The sequence below is a fragment of the Agrobacterium sp. SOY23 genome (assembly GCF_027212525.1).
Lineage (GTDB): Bacteria > Pseudomonadota > Alphaproteobacteria > Rhizobiales > Rhizobiaceae > Agrobacterium > Agrobacterium tumefaciens_I.
This window is the reverse complement of the sequence record NZ_JAPWDT010000006.1, coordinates 256242-273016: the sequence shown is the minus strand read 5'-3', so window position 1 is coordinate 273016 and position 16775 is coordinate 256242. Positions and strand designations below refer to the sequence as shown.

Annotated in this window: 15 protein-coding genes; 3 read left to right on the top strand and 12 right to left on the bottom strand. The window is 60.2% G+C overall.

The features are described 5' to 3' along the window. Positions 1 to 13: 13 nt before the first annotated feature. Complete coding sequence (gene arsK, locus O3S81_RS18675) at positions 14 to 1195, top strand: arsenite efflux MFS transporter ArsK (protein ID WP_269345598.1); 1182 nt, start codon at positions 14 to 16, stop codon at positions 1193 to 1195. Between the two features lie 103 nt (positions 1196 to 1298). Here the strand turns inward: arsK and ampC are convergent, their stop codons facing one another. Then, positions 1299 to 2456 carry a class C beta-lactamase gene (gene ampC / locus O3S81_RS18670; protein ID WP_269345596.1) on the bottom strand — a complete coding sequence of 386 codons (1158 nt, stop codon included), beginning with the start codon at positions 2454 to 2456 and terminating at the stop codon, positions 1299 to 1301. Between the two features lie 134 nt (positions 2457 to 2590). On the opposite strand from ampC, the gene O3S81_RS18665 reads away from it, so the two are divergent. After that, entirely contained in the window at positions 2591 to 3469 is an 879-nt protein-coding gene (locus tag O3S81_RS18665; protein ID WP_269345594.1) for a LysR substrate-binding domain-containing protein, read from the top strand. Between the two features lie 6 nt (positions 3470 to 3475). Here the strand turns inward: O3S81_RS18665 and chrA are convergent, their stop codons facing one another. From chrA to O3S81_RS18640, 5 genes are all read right to left on the bottom strand, one after another. After that, positions 3476 to 4684 carry a chromate efflux transporter gene (gene chrA, locus O3S81_RS18660; RefSeq protein ID WP_269345782.1) on the bottom strand — a complete coding sequence of 403 codons (1209 nt, stop codon included), beginning with the start codon at positions 4682 to 4684 and terminating at the stop codon, positions 3476 to 3478. Between the two features lie 184 nt (positions 4685 to 4868). Further along, positions 4869 to 5351, bottom strand: a complete 483-nt coding sequence (locus O3S81_RS18655; RefSeq protein WP_269345592.1) for a hypothetical protein — start codon at positions 5349 to 5351, stop codon at positions 4869 to 4871. Between the two features lie 132 nt (positions 5352 to 5483). Beyond that, positions 5484 to 6026: a hypothetical protein gene (locus O3S81_RS18650; RefSeq protein WP_269345590.1), complete on the bottom strand. Its 543-nt coding sequence runs from the start codon at positions 6024 to 6026 to the stop codon at positions 5484 to 5486. Positions 6027 to 6247: 221 nt separating this feature from the next. Continuing rightward, positions 6248 to 8113 carry a tyrosyl-tRNA deacylase gene (locus O3S81_RS18645; RefSeq protein ID WP_269345589.1) on the bottom strand — a complete coding sequence of 622 codons (1866 nt, stop codon included), beginning with the start codon at positions 8111 to 8113 and terminating at the stop codon, positions 6248 to 6250. A 52-nt stretch (positions 8114 to 8165) separates the two neighbouring features. Next, positions 8166 to 9065 carry a hypothetical protein gene (locus tag O3S81_RS18640; protein WP_269345587.1) on the bottom strand — a complete coding sequence of 300 codons (900 nt, stop codon included), beginning with the start codon at positions 9063 to 9065 and terminating at the stop codon, positions 8166 to 8168. A 569-nt stretch (positions 9066 to 9634) separates the two neighbouring features. On the opposite strand from O3S81_RS18640, the gene O3S81_RS18635 reads away from it, so the two are divergent. Then, positions 9635 to 10525 (top strand): hypothetical protein, encoded by an 891-nt coding sequence (locus tag O3S81_RS18635; RefSeq protein ID WP_269345585.1) that lies wholly within the window; start codon positions 9635 to 9637, stop codon positions 10523 to 10525. On the opposite strand, the gene O3S81_RS18630 is transcribed toward O3S81_RS18635, so the two are convergent. The 6 genes from O3S81_RS18630 to O3S81_RS18605 form a co-directional block, all read right to left on the bottom strand. Beyond that, positions 10411 to 11220 (bottom strand): aspartate/glutamate racemase family protein, encoded by an 810-nt coding sequence (locus O3S81_RS18630; RefSeq protein ID WP_269345583.1) that lies wholly within the window; start codon positions 11218 to 11220, stop codon positions 10411 to 10413. The genes O3S81_RS18635 and O3S81_RS18630 overlap by 115 nt on opposite strands. 11 nt (positions 11221 to 11231) lie before the next feature. Next, complete coding sequence (locus O3S81_RS18625) at positions 11232 to 12050, bottom strand: ABC transporter permease (protein WP_269345581.1); 819 nt, start codon at positions 12048 to 12050, stop codon at positions 11232 to 11234. 4 nt (positions 12051 to 12054) lie between these two features. Then, positions 12055 to 12966 carry an ABC transporter permease gene (locus O3S81_RS18620; RefSeq protein WP_269345580.1) on the bottom strand — a complete coding sequence of 304 codons (912 nt, stop codon included), beginning with the start codon at positions 12964 to 12966 and terminating at the stop codon, positions 12055 to 12057. Positions 12967 to 13201: 235 nt separating this feature from the next. Further along, a complete protein-coding gene (locus tag O3S81_RS18615) occupies positions 13202 to 14491 on the bottom strand; it encodes an ABC transporter substrate-binding protein (protein ID WP_269345577.1) in 1290 nt (429 codons plus the stop codon). A 29-nt stretch (positions 14492 to 14520) separates the two neighbouring features. Next, complete coding sequence (locus tag O3S81_RS18610) at positions 14521 to 15606, bottom strand: ABC transporter ATP-binding protein (protein WP_269345575.1); 1086 nt, start codon at positions 15604 to 15606, stop codon at positions 14521 to 14523. A 182-nt stretch (positions 15607 to 15788) separates the two neighbouring features. Beyond that, positions 15789 to 16769 carry a 3'-5' exonuclease gene (locus tag O3S81_RS18605; protein ID WP_269345573.1) on the bottom strand — a complete coding sequence of 327 codons (981 nt, stop codon included), beginning with the start codon at positions 16767 to 16769 and terminating at the stop codon, positions 15789 to 15791. Positions 16770 to 16775 lie beyond the last annotated feature (6 nt).

Here is a 16775-nt window from a genome sequence, read left to right as displayed (position 1 = left end):
CCCGGAGGCTGCCATGCCGCCTGAGCGGGTGCCTGTTATTGCGATCCTGTTGTTGGGGATAACCCAGAACATCGGTTATGGCACCCTCTATTACAGCTTCAGCATTCTCGCTCCCGACATGGCAAGCCATTTTGCGCTGTCGCCCGAATGGATATTCGCCGCCCTGTCGGCCGCGCTGCTAATCGGCGGACTGACAGCGCCCTGGCTCGGCAGGCTGTTCGACCTGCTCGGAGCCGGGCGAGTCATGACCATGGGTTCGGCAGTGGCGGCAGCGGCTTTGATGGCCTGTGCCTATGCGCCGAACAGAACATCCTACGTCGCGGCACTGATCGCCGTGGAAGTCGCGGCCAACCTCGTGCAATATGGGGCAGCCTTTGCGCTTCTCGTTCAGCTCCAGCCTCAGGCCGCATCGCGCAGCATCACATATCTGACGCTTATCGCCGGGTTTGCGTCGACCTTGTTCTGGCCGATCACAACGGCCTTGCACGCCCATATGTCGTGGCAACAGGTCTATCTGGTATTCGCCTGCCTCAACCTGCTGTTATGCCTGCCAATCCACGCCTGGCTCGCGCGGAACGCCTCCAGATATCGGGCAGCGGGAAGACAGGCCGCCGCCCGGATCGAAGGGGCGTTGCCGGCAGCACGCCGCAAACTCGGGTTCCTTCTAATGGTCTCCGGCTTCTCCCTCATGTCGCTGGTCAGTTCCGCCGTGCTCGTCCACATGGTCCCGCTCCTGTCGGGGCTTGGGCTCGGCGCGACGGCAGCCGTCGTCGGAACGTTGTTTGGTCCGTCACAGGTTGCGAGCCGGCTGATCAACATGGTTTTGGGAAGGAATGTCAAAGCGACCCATCTCGCCCTGATCGCCGCCGGGCTCATCCCGGCAGGCGTGGTCGTCCTCCTGCTGACGGCTCCTTCGGTGCCGGGCGCCATGTTGTTTGCGGTGATCTTCGGCATGGGCAATGGCCTGCTCAGCATCGTCAGCGGTTCGCTGCCGCTATACCTGTTCGGAAGCGACGGGTATGGACAGCTTCAGGGAAAGACGATGGCGGCCCGCCTGATCCTCTCCGCCCTTGCGCCTTTCGTACTGGCACTGGCCATGTCAGGGATCGGCATCACCGCGTCGCTGGCAATCACGGCGGTACTCGGCGGATTGGCGATCATCGTGTTCGGCCAGATTGCGAGACTGCTGCGATAGGGCCGGATTACCGTGACCGCCTCGCCGTCAAAAGCGGCGCAACCGCGGAGGAATGATATCTTCCTGCGCCGGTCGCATTTCGTCATGGCTCAGCGGAGCGGGCCTATTTAGCCGCGCCCAGCGCCGTCAAAATCTCATAGGCTGCGGAGACACGCTCCTCATTGGGATAGTTTTTATTGGCCAGAATGACGATGCCAAGTTTCTGCTTCGGAATGAAAGCCACATAGGCACCAAAACCATTGGTGGAACCGGTCTTGTTGATGAAGACATCCTCGCTCGGTTTCAAAGGGGGCGTGATCTCGGAGACCGGGATCGTCTTCAGCAAGGCGCCGGAATTTGTTTCGGTCAGCGTTTTCAACGCGGCCGGCTGGGCATATTGCTCCCAGATCATGTCCTGCGTCATGGCACCGACGCTGAAATATCCCGTATGGGTGTTGAGGACCGCCTGCCGGATTTTTCCATCCAGCTTTTCGAGCCCCATATTCGCATCGACGAAGCGGATCATGTCCTCTGCCGTCGACCTGACGCCATAGGCCTCCGAAGAGAGAATGGCCGGTGTCACGCGGGCCGGATCGCCATTTCTTTTGTAACCCTGCGCATAATCGGCCATCTTTGCCTTGGGCACCACGGTGAAGGTGTTCTTCAGGCCAAGCGCCGGGAACAGCGTGTCCTGCATGGCGCTGTCAAAACCCTGGCCCATGGCCTTTGCAGTGATATATCCGAGCATTCCGATGCTGGGATTGGCGTAGGTCCGGTGGGTTCCGGGCTTGTAGGAGGGTTTCCAGGCCTTGAGATAGGCCAGGAGCTGCTGTTCCGTCTCGACACTATCCGGCACCTGAAGCGGAAAGCCGCCGGCGGTGTGGGTGCCTAGATGCATCAGCGCGACATCGCCAAAGGGCCTGCCCTTCATGGAAGGAAGATAATCTTCAACCTTGCCGGACAACGAAAGCTGGCCATTCATTTCGGCATAGGTGCTGAGGGTGACCGTGAAGGTCTTGGAAATGGAGCCGAGTTCGAAAAGCGTCTGCGGGGTAATGGGCTGGCCGGTGCTTTTGGACATGACGCCATAGGTAAAGATGTGGTTTTCACCACCGACGCTGATGCCGACAGCAAGACCCGGAATGCCGTTTTTCTCCATGACGGGCCTGATCGCGGCATCCGTTATCGCTTTCAGCCGGGCATCATCGGCGGCGGAAGCCTGCGTGAACAGGCCCGTCGAGAGCAGGGCAGCCAGTGCGATATGTCTGCGATTAAATTTCATCTTTCGCGTTCTCCAAAACTTCAGGTGGATTTTTCGGCTGTTCGCCATCCCCAGCGAAAGAACGTTTAACCGCCCTACATTGCACGAACAAATCATGATATCTCGGAAGAGACACAAGAAAATCTAGGTCTTGAATGGTACGTCAATTTCTTCCGCTGAACGGCCTGAGGGCTTTCGAGGCATCGGCCCGGCACCTGAGCTTCACGCGCGCGGCCATTGAACTGTGCGTAACGCAGGCGGCCGTGAGCCAGCAGGTGAAGGGGTTGGAAAAGCGGCTGGGCGTCGCCCTTTTCCAGCGGTTGCCGCGCGGCCTGAAGATCACCGCCGAGGGCGAGGCCCTGCTGCCGACGGTGACCAGCTCCTTCGACCAGATGGCGACGACGCTCGACCGGATCGAGGCCGGACAGGTACGCGAATTGCTGTTTCTGGGCGTTGTCGGAACCTTTGCCGTGGGTTGGCTGCTGCCCCGGCTGAAGGCGTTTCAAAAACGCCAGCCCTTCATCGACGTCAGGGTTTCCACCAATAACAACCGGGTGGATATGGCCGCTGAAGGGCTGGATTTCGCCATTCGTTTCGGCCAGGGCTCCTGGCACGGTACGGATGCCTTCCGGCTTTTCGAGGCGCCGCTTTCGCCGCTCTGCACACCGAAGCTGGCCGAGGCGCTGAAATCGCCCGCCGACCTGATGGAAGCAACGCTGCTGCGCAGCTACAGGGCCGATGAATGGAGCAACTGGTTTGCAGCGGCCGGGGTGACGCCGGCGGCGCAGGTGACTGCCGGCATTGTTTTCGATACGTCGCTCGGCATGATGGAGGCAGCGTTGCAGGGTCTGGGCGTGGCGCTCGCGCCGCCATCGATGTTTTCGCGGCTTCTGGCCTCAGGGGAGGTCATTCAGCCCTTTCCCGTGACCATCTCGCTTGGAAGCTATTGGCTGACTCGGCTGCAATCAAAACCGCCGACACCCGCAATGCAGGCATTTTCCGACTGGATGTTCGAGACCATCGGTGCCGCGTGAGCGAAGCTATATCAGGGCAAGCAGGACGCCGCCGGCCGCGCAGAGCGAGACCACGGCCCATGGCGGGGTTTTCCAGACCGTCAGCAGGATGAAACCCGCAAGCGCAAGGGTGAAATCCTTCGGCGTGAAGATCGCGCTTGTCCAGACCGGATCATAAAGGGCTGCGCCGAGAATGCCGACGACCGCGGCATTGGCGCCGCGCATGGCGGCCTGCGCCAGCCGGTATTTGCGGAAACCTTCCCAGAAGGGAAGCGCGCCGACGAGCAGCAGCATGCCCGGCAGGAAGATCGCGACAAGGGCGATGGCCGCGCCGGCGATGCCATTGGGCTGCGGCCCCACCACAGCGCCCAGATAGGCGGCAAAGGTGAAGAGCGGGCCGGGCACGGCCTGGGTGGCGCCATAACCGGCGATGAAGGCATCTTTCGTGACCCAGCCGGTGGCGACGACTTCCGATTGCAGCAGCGGCAACACCACATGGCCACCGCCGAAGACCAGCGCGCCGGCGCGGTAAAAGGCATCAAACAAAGAGAGGCCCTGCGATGCCGCCACCGCCGCAAGCAGCGGCAGCAGGCCGAGAAGCAGGGCGAAACTGGCAAGCGCGACATATCCGACGCTTTTCGGCACCCGGAAGGCGAGATGGGTGGCCTGCCCTGCGGCATCGGAGCGACAGAAGACAAGCCCGGCCACGGCGCCGACGGCGAGCGCCAGTATCTGCCCGAAAGCACCGGCGACGAACACCACGCAGACGATGCCGGCCAGCGCGATGCTGGCGCGCTCACGATCCGGCGCAAGACTTTTCGCCATGCCCCACACCGCCTGCGCCACCACGGCAACGGCGACGATCTTCAGCCCATGCAGGAGGCCCGTGCCAACCGGGCCTTCGATGGAGGCCGCGACCGTGGCAAAGAGAAGAAGAAGGATGGCGGATGGCAGGGTAAACGCCGTCCAGGCCGCCAGCGCCCCGAGCGGCCCGGCTCTGAGCAACCCCAGCGCAAAGCCCACCTGGCTGGACGCCGGGCCAGGCAGAAACTGACAGAGCGCCACGAGATCGGCATAACCGGCCTCATCGATCCATTTGCGCCGCACGACCAGCTCATCGCGAAAATAACCGAGATGGGCAATCGGCCCGCCGAAGGAGGTGACGCCGAGCTTCAGGAAGGCCGCGAAAACCTCACCGGGGGCTCCCTGTTTACGGCTGTCCGCTTCGGTGCGCATTACCTGTGTTGACGATTTCACGAAGAACTCCCTGCGTGCAACGGCAATTCGTCAACACATATCGGCCTCAAAACGATTTCGGTATCAGACACCATTATGACAGGGATATGAAGGGGCTGGTTGCTCCGACGCCGGAAAGTCGCGCGCACTTTCCGGCGTCTCTGACTGTTATCCGGCGAAGGGCCTATCGCCCGGTCGGCAACAGATCGGCAAAGTGCGAAATCCAGCCATTTTCATCGGTGCCGCCGGAGAAACCCGTCGCCTCCCAGATGATGTGATGCTGGTTGCTGCCGTTGCGAATGGTCACCGCGGCGGCGATGGGCGTCGGGGATCGCCAGGAAAAATTGCGGTTTGCCCCCGGCGCGAGATGGCTGAGCGATTCAAGCTGGACATCGTCGAGGAAAAGCACCGTGCTCATCTGGGTCTCATAGAGGTACTCCCATCGAGCCTGCGCCAGCGCGTTTGCTGCCGCAACGAGAAGGTTGCTCTCGCCGACGGGATCGGCCAGGGCGGCCAGACGCCATGCGGCGAAGATATTGGTGATTTCCTCCGTATCCAGCCCGAGGCTTGAGAGGAACTCGATGGTCTGGTCATTGCCGAAGGCATTATAGCCTGCTTCACCGAAGGGCCGGATATGCTTGACCACGAAATTGCTGAGAAGTGGCATGTGTATCTCCTTTTCTGGATATGAGCCATCTGTTCCCGGACTTTGATGTGCGGGATCGCATGATGGGATTTGGTGTTGATTGGGTGCCGGGATATGACCGGCGATCGATGGGATTGCGGTCGGCCCGCCGGCTTAGCCGAAGGTTATGGTGACGCGGGCCGGCATGCCCAGAAACTCCTGGAGGCCGAGGCGCGTTCTGGCCCCGCCCCGCCCGGCCGGCCATGGATCGAGGATATGAAGTTCGAGATCCTTGCCCTTCACGGTGTAACCGTAGACGAGGTAGTAGTGGTGCTCCGTTCCAATCACGAAGACGCGGTTGTCATCGATCTCGTGTCTGACGATGTCGGCCGTCAGAACGTCGACGAAGTGACCGCCGGTCGTTGTGTGATCGAAGGCGTTCCACTGGCTCGACACAAGCTTGACGATATTACTGTCCGGATTGGCTCCGCCCATTTCATCGATGCCGGCGGATTGATCCAGAACCTGCGCCAGTTCCCAGCTTTCCCGAACCTGAGGATCGACGGTCGCGAGCGCCTCGGTGTTGCGCCTTGCAATGTCGTATTGCGAAGCTGCGGGAAGCCCATAAAAGGCCCGCACCATCTGTTCGACGGCGGCAAAGCACCAGGCGGGTGTGTCCTGGGGGACCAGAACGGGAGGGTCGTTGACTATCGGCATGGCCTTCTCCTTGAAAATTGCGGGCGGTGGCTGCGATGGCAACCGGATGCCCGTCACTGATTCCGGGTGGGGTGAATGCTGAGGTTTCGGTGGCCACCCTGCCGGCATCTGCGCCGGCAGGGCATTTACCCATGATCCCTTTTGCCGAAGGGGACGTCTTCCGGTACGGACCATGGCGGCGATACCTGCCGGGCCGGGAAAGGAACGGCAGGCTCGCGGGATCAGCCCGTTTTGCTCAGGTCCTTGCGATAGGCCTGCAAAGACGCGATTTTTGCGTCCGCAGCGGCCTCGCGTTCAGCGACGATGGCGCTGAGTTTCCCCGCGATCCCGGCAAGATAGTTCGGCAACTCGCCGCTAGGGATATAGGTGCCCTGCAGCTTGTTCAGCGTCGACCACCCATCCGCAAAGCTGCGGTTGAACAGGTCGGAGACGATCACCACCGCATGCCACTGGGCGGTCTGCCTGACGAAGAACTCGTCGACGGAGCGAACGAGCTGGGCGAAGCGGTTCTTGCGAATGACCTCCAGCTCGGCAACATTGTCGATAGCCTTGATCTGGTGCTCGGCATCGTCGGCCACGGCCTGCATGAAATCAGCGAAGCCTTTGAAGAAGAAGGCGATTTCCTGAATGATCTCCTTCATGCGTTTCAGCGCCGTGATGCTGACATTGAGCGACTGGACCGCGAGCTTGATCTTGTCGTCCTCGGCCTGTTTTCCTTTCAGGAGCGCATTGATCTTTATGAGTTCAGCGGTCTGGTTGCGGCGCTCCTTCTGATATGCTTCCGCCTTGTCGATCATCTGCATCTGGATTTCACGCAGGCTCGCCGCCTGCTGCTGCTGCTCATCGGTAAGCTTTCCCAGCCCCTTGTCGAGCGCATCGAGCGAAGCCTGCAGGCTGGAAACCAGGGTCTGCTGACCTGCAATCTTTTCCTCCTGCGCCTTCAGCTCCGCAGCGCGCGCGGTCAGGCGTTTATCGAGTTCGGCAAGCTCGACCGCCTTGCTCGATTCCGGATCGGCACCCTTGGCGTCCTTCGCCAGCGCCGACCTGTTGTCCTCCAACACTTTGATATCCTTCTTCAAGGTATCGCGTTTTTCCTCGCTTTTGCGCAATTCGGCTTTCTGCTCGGAAAGTTTGCTCTGCGTTGCGGCGGCATCCGCCTTGTCGCCGCCCGTCGGCGTGCGGGAGCCGCCACCCTGCCCCTGCCCGTCAGCACCCTGGCCACCCTTGGACTGTCCCGAAAGCGCGCCACCGACCGAGGAGGCCAGCATGGAGGCCGGGCCACCGGCGACCATGGCGATGGCGGGAACGACGCCTGAAATCATCTGCGCCCCGACGCGGACGATCGACATGACAAAAGCGCGGTCTTCTGCCGTATTGGCCCGCTTTTCATATTCACGGGCCTTCTTTTCGAATTCCGCGACCTCCGCCGTCAGCTCCTTCACGAGCGATTCAAGCTGCTCGCGCCGAGCATCGGCCTCCCGGATCTCCCGCTCCATCACCGCCTTGTCCTCGAGACGCCGGCTCAAGGCCGTTTCGCTCATGCTCGTGGTTTGGGTTATTTTTTCGATGATGGCGTCATAGGATTTCGCAACGGAAATGAGGTCGTCACGCACATCCAGTGCTTTATCGCGGATATTCCGTGCCAGTGTTATCAGCTTGCTGGAGACGAACGCCTTGACCTCGGCCTGGTCATTTCCCTCCCGGACATCGAGCCATTCCGGGAAAAGATCGGCGACGGATACGCCGATACGGTTGGCGACATCTATCGCGTGCCTCATGACCATTTCGCTCTTCTGCTGCGAAGTAATCAAGCCGTTCATGATCGCGGTGATGCGATTTCGAATCTCGCTCTCCTCCTGCGGCGTGGTGTTGTAGGCTATGTAGAGCAGATCGATCGCGTTGTCGGTATCGCGCTTGGCGCGCTCGACATCGTAGGTTCCCTGAATCTTGTCGACATAGGATCGGACGAGCGCCGTATTCGACTTGGGAAGGCTGAAGTTCGGCTGCGAAACGATCGCTTCGACGTCGGCGTCGATCGCGCTGTTGATCTGGGCGGCCCGGCTTTCAAAATTAACGACATTGTTCATTTTTAAAGACTCCTGTTGATGTGTGACTGGTTTCCGATGGGCATGTGATTGCTCACGGCGAGCATCGACGCTTCGCCTCGTCCGGCAGGCCGGCTTCGGTGGAGGAAATGAATTGCGGCACGCTATCGGTCAGACCCGCGATTTCCTCGGACAGCCGCGTCACCTGGCGTATCTGCGCATCGTCGGGATTGACTTCACGCGCTTCCTGGAGGGCATTGGTGAAGTTGCCGACCTTGATGTTGAAGTCCTGAACCTTGACGTTGATGGTGGAAATCGCCGCCTTGAGCTTGATGATCTGCTCTTCGAGCTGATTCACGGCGTTCTGGTTTTCCGCGTGGCTCTGCCGCGCTGACTCAAGCTGGCGGCGAGTGTCTTCCAGCTGCTTGTGAACGCCCGCAAGGGCTTCCTCGGCACTGCGCAACCGGGGCTGCGCGGCACGGAGCTCCCGCTCCGCATCGTTCATCCAGCCCAGCGCCTTGACCATGGCTTCACCGGCCTGGCAAATCCCGGGCAGGAAGATGAGCACCTGGCTGCAGATTTTTACTCTTTTAGCCTGTTCCTCCGTTTCCCTTCGGGCTTTTTCGAAAGCGGCATAGCGGCTTCTGACATAGTCGCTCTCAGACTGGACCAGCTCCTCATAACCTTTCACGCTGGCTTCGGATTGCACCACCTGCCGCTCCAGCTCGATCTGCAGGGACAAGGCCTGTCCCAGCGCCCGCTCGCGGTCGGCGCTGAGCTGCTGTTGCGCCGTCAGATGCTCCATCAGGCACACGGATCGGCGGCCGAGCAGTTCCCGGCTCGCTTCCGCCTGTTCAAGTTTGGACTGGAAGGCGGCCGCCTGCTCGCTGGTGAGGGCGGCGGCGTTCGCAAGGGTGGGCTGCCCCATGGACGGGATGTCAACCTGCATCGTGATGGCCACAAGGCCGGCAAAAATAACATTTTTAAGTTGCATTGTCTCAACCTCCTTCGGAGAATTCGGGGTGGGTAAAAGGCATGGGGCTTCCGTCCGGCATCGCTGTCGGCCGGTCATAAATCTGCTGGAAACATTCGGATGTCAGGCAGCCTCGGATGCATCTTTCGCAATTCCGTCAAGACCGAAAAAACAACCCTCAAAGATTGTACTTCCGGCAATCCAGCGAAAGATTGAGCATTCGAAGAAGTATTAAATTATACAATGAAAACAGGCATTAAAATCATCGTTAATGCCGCTCCCGCAAACCGTTTCAAAAGGGCACATATTTTAACGCACCCCTTAATACTCAATTTATGAGAGTGTTTTTTAATACCCCTCAACAGGGCGATGGGGGAGTGCAACAAATTGCACGCATCTTCCGAACCGGAACCTTTCGGCTGCCATGCCCGCGCCTTCGGCGGTCACCCCCAGCCAGCATAGCTCATGCCTTGGACTTCGCCATAAAGTAGCGAAGACCAGGAAGCCAAGGGAGAAAGGTATCCGGAAAAGCAGGCGCCCAGGATCCAAAGAAGCTCCCGAAAAGGGACCCTGTCCGGCCCACGCCGGACATGCTTCGAGAGAGGCTGGGCCCGCTTGCGGACCGAATCCTGAAAGACGACGCCTTTGGCGATGCTGTCATTCAGCTTTGCGCGCACATCCCGGCCGTCTTCAAGCAGGAACAGCGCCTTGTCCGCGCACTCGGCGATTTCGGCGCATTCGCCACAGTCATGTGCGCCGTCGGCCTTGCATCGGTGCCGGACGGGCAATTCACGCTGGCGGCCGTTCAGGCCGTCACCGTGCCGTCCGGTTGGGTATCCAGCCGCAGGACACGCGCATTGATCGACTGGCTGGAACTGGAAAATGCCGCGCAGCGACACCCGCCGCGCGGCGACAATCGCGAGCGGCCATGGTCATTGAGCAGCTGGCTGATTGCCGCAGTCGAGACGTTTGCCAGGACCTATCTTCTTGCGGCCTCGCCATGGCAAATCTCCCCGGCAACGGAACCGGAGGAAGCAGCGATCCAGACACTTATCGATGGCGTGGGCTGGTTCCTGCGGCACGCAGGGGAGCTACCTCTGCCATCGGAGGAAATGCGGATGTTCCTGGGACATGCGCCCGGTTTTCCATTGCTGCTGGATCTGCTGTTCGCCGCCAGAACAGGCGGGGCCGATGCCACGGGTTTCGAATTTTCCCGCAAGGCGGCTGCGCGCTCCTATGGGATCAGCCGCGCCCATGTCACCGCCATAGTGGCCAGGGCCGAGCGGTTAGACATTTTGAGGCGAGACGGATCGCGAATAATTCCGAGCGACCCGACATTACAGGATGTGCAGCGCGATCTGGCCTATCAGCTGGCATTCGTCGTCTTATGGATGGAGATCGCCAAAACCTCACGATCTCCACCGTCCACCGACGTCCCGGAGAGCCTCTCCGGCTGGAACGCCTCCAGCAATCCACGATAGGGCTTGTTGATCGGTGTGGCATAGGCACCGCGCTTGGCCGTCGAAAGCCCCATGGACACCAGCGATTCCGCCTGTTTGACGGCGGCTGCGACACCATCGATCACCGGCACACCGAATTCGGCGCGCAGCTCGGCGGTAAGGTCTGCCATGCCGGCGCAGCCGAGAACGATAGCCTCCGCCCGGTCCTGCTTCAGGGCGAGCGCGATCTCCTGCCGCAGCCTGTCGCGGGCATTCGAAGCGGGATCTTCCAGCGACAGGACCGGAATATCGGCGGCGCGCACGTTGCAGCGGGCTGACATGCCATAACGATGAACGAGATGTTCGAGCGGCAGCCGCGAGCGTTCCATCGTCGTGACGATGGTAAATTTCTGCGCGATGAAGGCGGTGGCCGAGACCGCCGCCTCGCAGATGCCAATGACGGGGACGTCGGCCAGAGCGCGGGCGGCATCGAGCCCGGTATCGTCGAAACAGGCAATGACAGCGGCATCCGCACCCACTGCCGGGGCCTTGGCGAGTTCCATGAGCAGGCCGGGCACGGCAAAAGCCTCGTCGTAATAACCTTCGATGGAGACGGGCCCCATGGAAGAGGTGACGGCGAGAATTTCCGTATCGTGGCCGGCTGCGCGTGTCGCGGCGTCGGCGATCGTTGCTGTCATGGATTGCGTGGTGTTGGGATTGATGACGAGAATGCGCATTTGACGTTTCTTTATCCGCGTGAATGGCGGCGATTGAGCATAACGATCAGGCCAAGCGTGGCCGCAATCACCAGGAAGGAAAACAGGGTTGTAACAGCCCCAAGCGCATAAAGCACCGGTGTCGTGACATTGGTGGTCATGCCGTAGATTTCCAGCGGCAGCGTGTTGTAGGTGCCGGCGGTCATCAGTGTACGGGCGAATTCGTCGTAAGAAAGCGTGAAACCGAACAGGCCGACACCGATCAGGCTCGGCGCGATCATCGGCAGCACCACATGGGCGAAGGTCTGCCAAGAGGAAGCGCCAAGATCGCGCGCCGCCTCTTCATAGGAAGGCGAGAAGCGGTTGAAGACGGCGAACATGATGAGCACACCGAAAGGCAACGTCCAGGTGAGATGCGCGCCGAAAGCTGATGTATACCATGAAGGTTCAAGCCCAAGCTGTTGGAAAAGAACACCAATACCAAGCGAAATAATGATCGACGGCACCACCAGGCTGGCGACCGACAGGTAAAACAGCGGTGTCGCGCCGATGAATTTGCGCCGGAAGGCAAGACCTGCCAGAAGCGAAACCAAGACGGTGACGGCCATGACCATCAGCCCGAGGCCGAAGGAGCGTCGGAAGGAGCCGCCGAAATCGCCGACCGCCTGCTGTTCGAAGAGATTGCCGAACCAGTGCAGGGACACGCCGTTCAGCGGGAAGGTCAGGCCACCATTCGGCCCCTGAAAGGCAAGGATGAGGATGGCCGATAGCGGGCCATAGAGAAACAGCACGAAGAGGGCGAAAAAGAAGGCGAGGACGTAAAATTCGCGGCCGCGTTTTTCCTGATGCATGGGATCAAAGCTCCTTGCGGATATCGACGATACGCAGAATGCCCGCGACCATCAGAAGAACGAGGATGAGCAGGATGACGGCATTCGCAGCGGCGGCCGGATATTGCAGCAGCGACATCTGGTTCTTCATCATCAGCGCCACCGAGGCACTCTGGCCGCCGGACATGACCTGAACCGTGGAGAAATCCGCCATGACCAGCGTCACGACGAAAATGCTGCCGATGGCCATGCCGGGCTTGGCAAGCGGAATGATGACATTGGCGAGCGTCTGCCATCCCGTCGCGCCGGCGTCCCGCGCCGCCTCGATCAGCGATTTGTCGATGCGCATCAGCGTGTTGAAGATCGGCGTCACCATGAACAGCGTATAAAGATGCACCATGGCCAGCACCACGGCGAAATCCGAATAGAGCAGCCATTCAATCGGCTCGGGAATGATGCCGGTGCCAACCAGCGCGCTGTTAACGAGGCCGTTTCGCCCGAGAACCGGAATCCATGAGATCATGCGGATGATGTTCGACGTCAGGAAAGGCACGGTGCAGACGAGGAACAGCACCATCTGCATGGTGGTGGTGCGAATGTGGAAGGCAAGGAAATAGGCGACCCAGAAACCGCAGAACAGCGTGATGGCCCAGACCATGGCGGCATATTTCAGCGTGTTGAGATAGGTCTGCCAGGTGACCCACGAGCCGAGCGTCTCCAGATAATTGAAGGTGACGAAATCGGGATACATCTGGGCGAAGTCGTAATCCCAGAAGCTGACCACGGCGATCATGAGGATCGGCAACAGCAGGAAAAAGCCGAGGATGAGGAAAAGCGGCAGGGCCTGCACATAGGACACAAGCTTCTGCGGCAGCGCGAAGCTGCGCGCCGGCCTATCCTTCTTCTCGCTGACGCCGATGAGCCTAACCGTCACCATGGGGAGCCTTTCGCTGGATTTGTGGAAGTACCGGCAGCTTTCGCACCGGCTAGTGTGTCAGGCAAAGCTCTCATCAAACGCGACGTCATCCGCGGGCTTGTCCCGAGGATCCAACCACGTTTGATGTGGTGGGACGTTAGATCCTCGGGTCAAGCCCGAGGATGACGGAGAGTTTAGAGGCTCTGTTGCTGTCAAGATCGGCAGCCAACGCCGCCGATCCTGTCTGTTTCGGGTACTAAGCGGCGATGAATTCGTTCCAGCGGCGGACCATGTAGCGGTCTTCGTCCATCACCGAGTTCCAGCAGGCGACCTTGCCCATGCGCTCCTCGAAGGAGCCGCCGTCGCGCACGGCACCGGCCTTTTCCATGACCTTGCCATCGGGCGCGATGATATCGTCCTGCGCGGGCTTGCCTTCCACCCAGTAACCCCATTCGTCGGCGGACATGTGTTCCTTCGCCGTTTCCATGGCGGCGGAATAATAACCCTGACGGTTGAGGTAGGCACCGACCCAGCCGGAAGTGTACCAGTTGATATATTCATAGGCCGCGTCGAGCTTCGCGCCCGAGAGGTGCTTGGCAAGGCCGAGACCGCCGCCCCAGGAGCGGTAGCCTTCCTTCAGCGGCTGGTATTTGCAGGCAATGCCCTTGGAGCGGACCGCGGCAACTGCCGGCGACCACATGGACTGGATGATGACTTCACCCGAGGCCATGAGGTTGACGCTCTCGTCGAAGCTCTTCCAGAAGGCGCGGAACTGGCCATCCTTCTTCGCCTTGATGAGGAAATCGATGGTCTTGTCGATCTCTTCCTTGGTCATGTTGCCCTTGTCGGCATATTTGATGTTGCCCATGGCTTCCATGATCATCGCCGCATCCATGATACCGATGGAGGGGATGTTGAGGATCGAGGTCTTGCCCTTGAACTTCGGGTCCATGATATCGGCCCAGCTGGTAATATCGCGGCCGACGAGATCGGGGCGGATGCCGAGGGTGTCGGCATTATAGATGGTGGGAACCATGGTGAAATAATCGGTCTCACCCTTGGCGAAGGTCTTGTCACCCGGCTTTTCAACGAAACCGACCGTGTGCGGCGCGGTGCCCTGCGCCACGACGCTGTCCGGCTTCAGCTTGCCGTTTTTGAACAGCGGCACGATCTTGTCGTAATACTTGAGCTTCTTGATTTCCATTGGCTGGATGACGCCGGCGGGATAGACCTTCTTCAGGATCCAGTATTCGATATCGGCGATGTCGTAGGAATTCGGCTGGGTGACGGCGCGTTGAGCCGCCGCATCCGAATCCGTCGCTGTCATCTCGAGCGTGATGCCGAGATCGGCCTTGCACTTTTCGGCAATGGCATTGAGGTTCGACACGCCGGTGCCGAACTGGCGGATGGTGATGGGGTTCTGCGCCCAGATGGTCGGGAAGCCGGTGATGAGGCCGGAGCCGATCGCCGCACCCGTCGCAGCCGCGCCCGCCTTCAGAAGGCCGCGGCGGGACAGGCCCTTCTTGCTGTTGATGGTATCGGTCATTTCAAAGTTCTCCTCTGGTTATTTTTGGGTCACTTCTCTACCCGGCCGAGCACGATGGCATCGGCCGCATTCCATGAAAGCGGTATGGCGTCGCCGGTCCTGACCGGGTTCTCGAAGAAGGCGGCATCGCTGAGGATGACGTTGAAATCCTCGATGCCGGCGCCGGTGACGGCCATTTTCACGCTTGCGCCGCGATATTCGACATTCGAGACGATGCCGGTGAAACCGAGGCCCGGCTGCTCCGCTTCGCCGACGCGCACCCGGTCGGTGCGGACCGCGATATCCACCGCGCCGTCATCCGGGGCCATTCCATCGGCGATAAATGTGCCGCCGCCCGCCACTTCGAGTGTCACAAGATCGCCTGCCTTTTCCCGATAACGGCCGGAAATGACGTTATGATCGCCCATGAAACGGGCAACGAAAGCGGTTGCCGGGCGCTCGAAAACCTCGCGCGGCGTGGCCGCCTGCTCGATGCGGCCGTCATTCATGACGACGATGATATCAGCGAGCGCCATCGCCTCTTCCTGGCTATGGGTGACGTGCACGAAGGTGATGCCGAGCGAGGTCTGCAGCTTCTTCAGCTCGGCGCGCATGCGGATCTTGAGGAAGGGGTCCAGCGCCGAAAGCGGCTCGTCCAGCAGCAGCGCCTCGGGATCGGTGATGAGTGCGCGCGCCAGCGCCACGCGCTGTTGCTGCCCACCGGAAAGCTGGGCCGGGCGGCGGCTGGCATAGGGTTCGAGCTGCATCAGCCGCAGCATCTCGAGCGCCTTGGCCCTCCGGCTCTCCTTGTCCGCGCCTTTCATCTTGAGGCTGAAGGCGACATTGTCGACGAGATCGAGATGCGGAAAAAGCGCATAGGACTGGAACATCATCGCCGTGCCGCGCCGGGCCGGCGGCAGATCGGTGACCACCACATTGCCGAGCCTGATATCGCCGCTGGAAATGCTTTCGTGGCCGGCAATCATCCGCAATGTCGAGGTCTTGCCGCAGCCCGAGGGGCCAAGCAGGCAGCAATAGCTTCCAGCCGGTATCTTGAGGCTGATCGCATGCACGGCTGTGGTATTGCCGTAGATCTTGGATACGGACGCGATGTCGATTGCTGCGGCTTTGCTCATAAACACTCTCCTGCGACGTCTTTGTCATGCAGGAGCCGTGCCAGATGGCTTTGCCATTGATGCAAAAGGAGATTTTTCAGAGTTCCGTGGGTGCGGACACGACCCTGCTCAAATTTGCAGCGATTGTTTTCGATTCATTGCAGAAATTGTATGCAATCTGAAAACCCGGAGACAGGCGCGGTTTAACCGGCCTTGAACCGGTCAAAGGCCGTGAGATGTTTGACCATCGGATCGGCATCCCAACGGTAAATTTCGGTCCGCAGGAAATGCAGTTCCTCTTCGAGCTTCTCTTCCGGCAGTTCCACCCACCAGGATTTCGGCCGACCGTCGGAACCGTCCGACCAGCGGTAAGCCCGTTTTTTCAGATGATCCTTCATATCGAACGGGCTGTTTTCCGCATAAATGCGCACCCTTGACCGCCGGCTCGCTTCGTAAAGCTCCGCAAAAGGCGTGCCCTCGTGGCCGGGGCGTGTCTGTTCCAGCACCTCCAGCAGCGCGAAACAGTCATCGACAGCGCGGTGGCCGTCATGGAAATAGCCGGATTGCCCGATCAGGTAGCCAAGCTTGTTGCCCTCGAAGCCACGCGCCCGCCAGTCTATTTCCGAAACGGAACAGGCCCAGGCCTTGTCGTGGAAGATCGGCGAGAAGGCCTCGCAAAAGGGACGGTCGAAGCCAGCATTATGGGCGATGATCAGATCGGCCCCGGCGATCAGAGGGGTCAGCCGGGCCATGTCTATCGCCTGCCCCGCAACCATCTCATCGGTTATCCCCGTCAGGCGGGTGATTTCTTCCGGAATGGTGATGGCCGGCTGCCGCAACCCGCCATAGACGCCGGTCACATCGCCGATCACACCCTGATCGTCGAATGTGAAGGTTATGACGCCGATTTCTATGATTTCGTCGGTGCGATGGTTGAGCCCCGTCGTTTCCGTATCGAGGATCACGCCCCGGCGGGAAAATTCCGGTCTTGGCCGGTCGACCACCGGGCGTGGCTGCAGCCTGCGCAAAACGCGATAATTGCCGGTCGCTTCAAGATGGGCGGCGAGCGCCTCATCATCCAAGCCGATCTTGGGCGCAGCCTCGCGACCAGCCGACTTTCGCCCCCTTTCAGCCTGAGGAAGCCGCGCTGTGGCGGAAGCGAAAAAATCCAACTGGGAGGTCATTATGCG

What these genes read in the sequence shown, in the direction of transcription:
- O3S81_RS18610 (WP_269345575.1), bottom strand. Translation starts at nt 15,606, where the DNA reads ATGAGCAAAGCCGCAGCAATCGACATCGCGTCCGTATCCAAGATCTAC.
- O3S81_RS18650 (WP_269345590.1), bottom strand. Translation starts at nt 6,026, where the DNA reads ATGCCGATAGTCAACGACCCTCCCGTTCTGGTCCCCCAGGACACACCC.
- arsK (WP_269345598.1), top strand. Translation starts at nt 14, where the DNA reads ATGCCGCCTGAGCGGGTGCCTGTTATTGCGATCCTGTTGTTGGGGATA.
- ampC (WP_269345596.1), bottom strand. Translation starts at nt 2,456, where the DNA reads ATGAAATTTAATCGCAGACATATCGCACTGGCTGCCCTGCTCTCGACG.
- O3S81_RS18615 (WP_269345577.1), bottom strand. Translation starts at nt 14,491, where the DNA reads ATGACCGATACCATCAACAGCAAGAAGGGCCTGTCCCGCCGCGGCCTT.
- O3S81_RS18645 (WP_269345589.1), bottom strand. Translation starts at nt 8,113, where the DNA reads ATGAACAATGTCGTTAATTTTGAAAGCCGGGCCGCCCAGATCAACAGC.
- O3S81_RS18665 (WP_269345594.1), top strand. Translation starts at nt 2,591, where the DNA reads ATGGTACGTCAATTTCTTCCGCTGAACGGCCTGAGGGCTTTCGAGGCA.
- O3S81_RS18620 (WP_269345580.1), bottom strand. Translation starts at nt 12,966, where the DNA reads ATGGTGACGGTTAGGCTCATCGGCGTCAGCGAGAAGAAGGATAGGCCG.
- O3S81_RS18655 (WP_269345592.1), bottom strand. Translation starts at nt 5,351, where the DNA reads ATGCCACTTCTCAGCAATTTCGTGGTCAAGCATATCCGGCCCTTCGGT.
- chrA (WP_269345782.1), bottom strand. Translation starts at nt 4,684, where the DNA reads ATGCGCACCGAAGCGGACAGCCGTAAACAGGGAGCCCCCGGTGAGGTT.
- O3S81_RS18625 (WP_269345581.1), bottom strand. Translation starts at nt 12,050, where the DNA reads ATGCATCAGGAAAAACGCGGCCGCGAATTTTACGTCCTCGCCTTCTTT.
- O3S81_RS18640 (WP_269345587.1), bottom strand. Translation starts at nt 9,065, where the DNA reads ATGCAACTTAAAAATGTTATTTTTGCCGGCCTTGTGGCCATCACGATG.
- O3S81_RS18605 (WP_269345573.1), bottom strand. Translation starts at nt 16,769, where the DNA reads ATGACCTCCCAGTTGGATTTTTTCGCTTCCGCCACAGCGCGGCTTCCT.
- O3S81_RS18635 (WP_269345585.1), top strand. Translation starts at nt 9,635, where the DNA reads ATGCTTCGAGAGAGGCTGGGCCCGCTTGCGGACCGAATCCTGAAAGAC.
- O3S81_RS18630 (WP_269345583.1), bottom strand. Translation starts at nt 11,220, where the DNA reads ATGCGCATTCTCGTCATCAATCCCAACACCACGCAATCCATGACAGCA.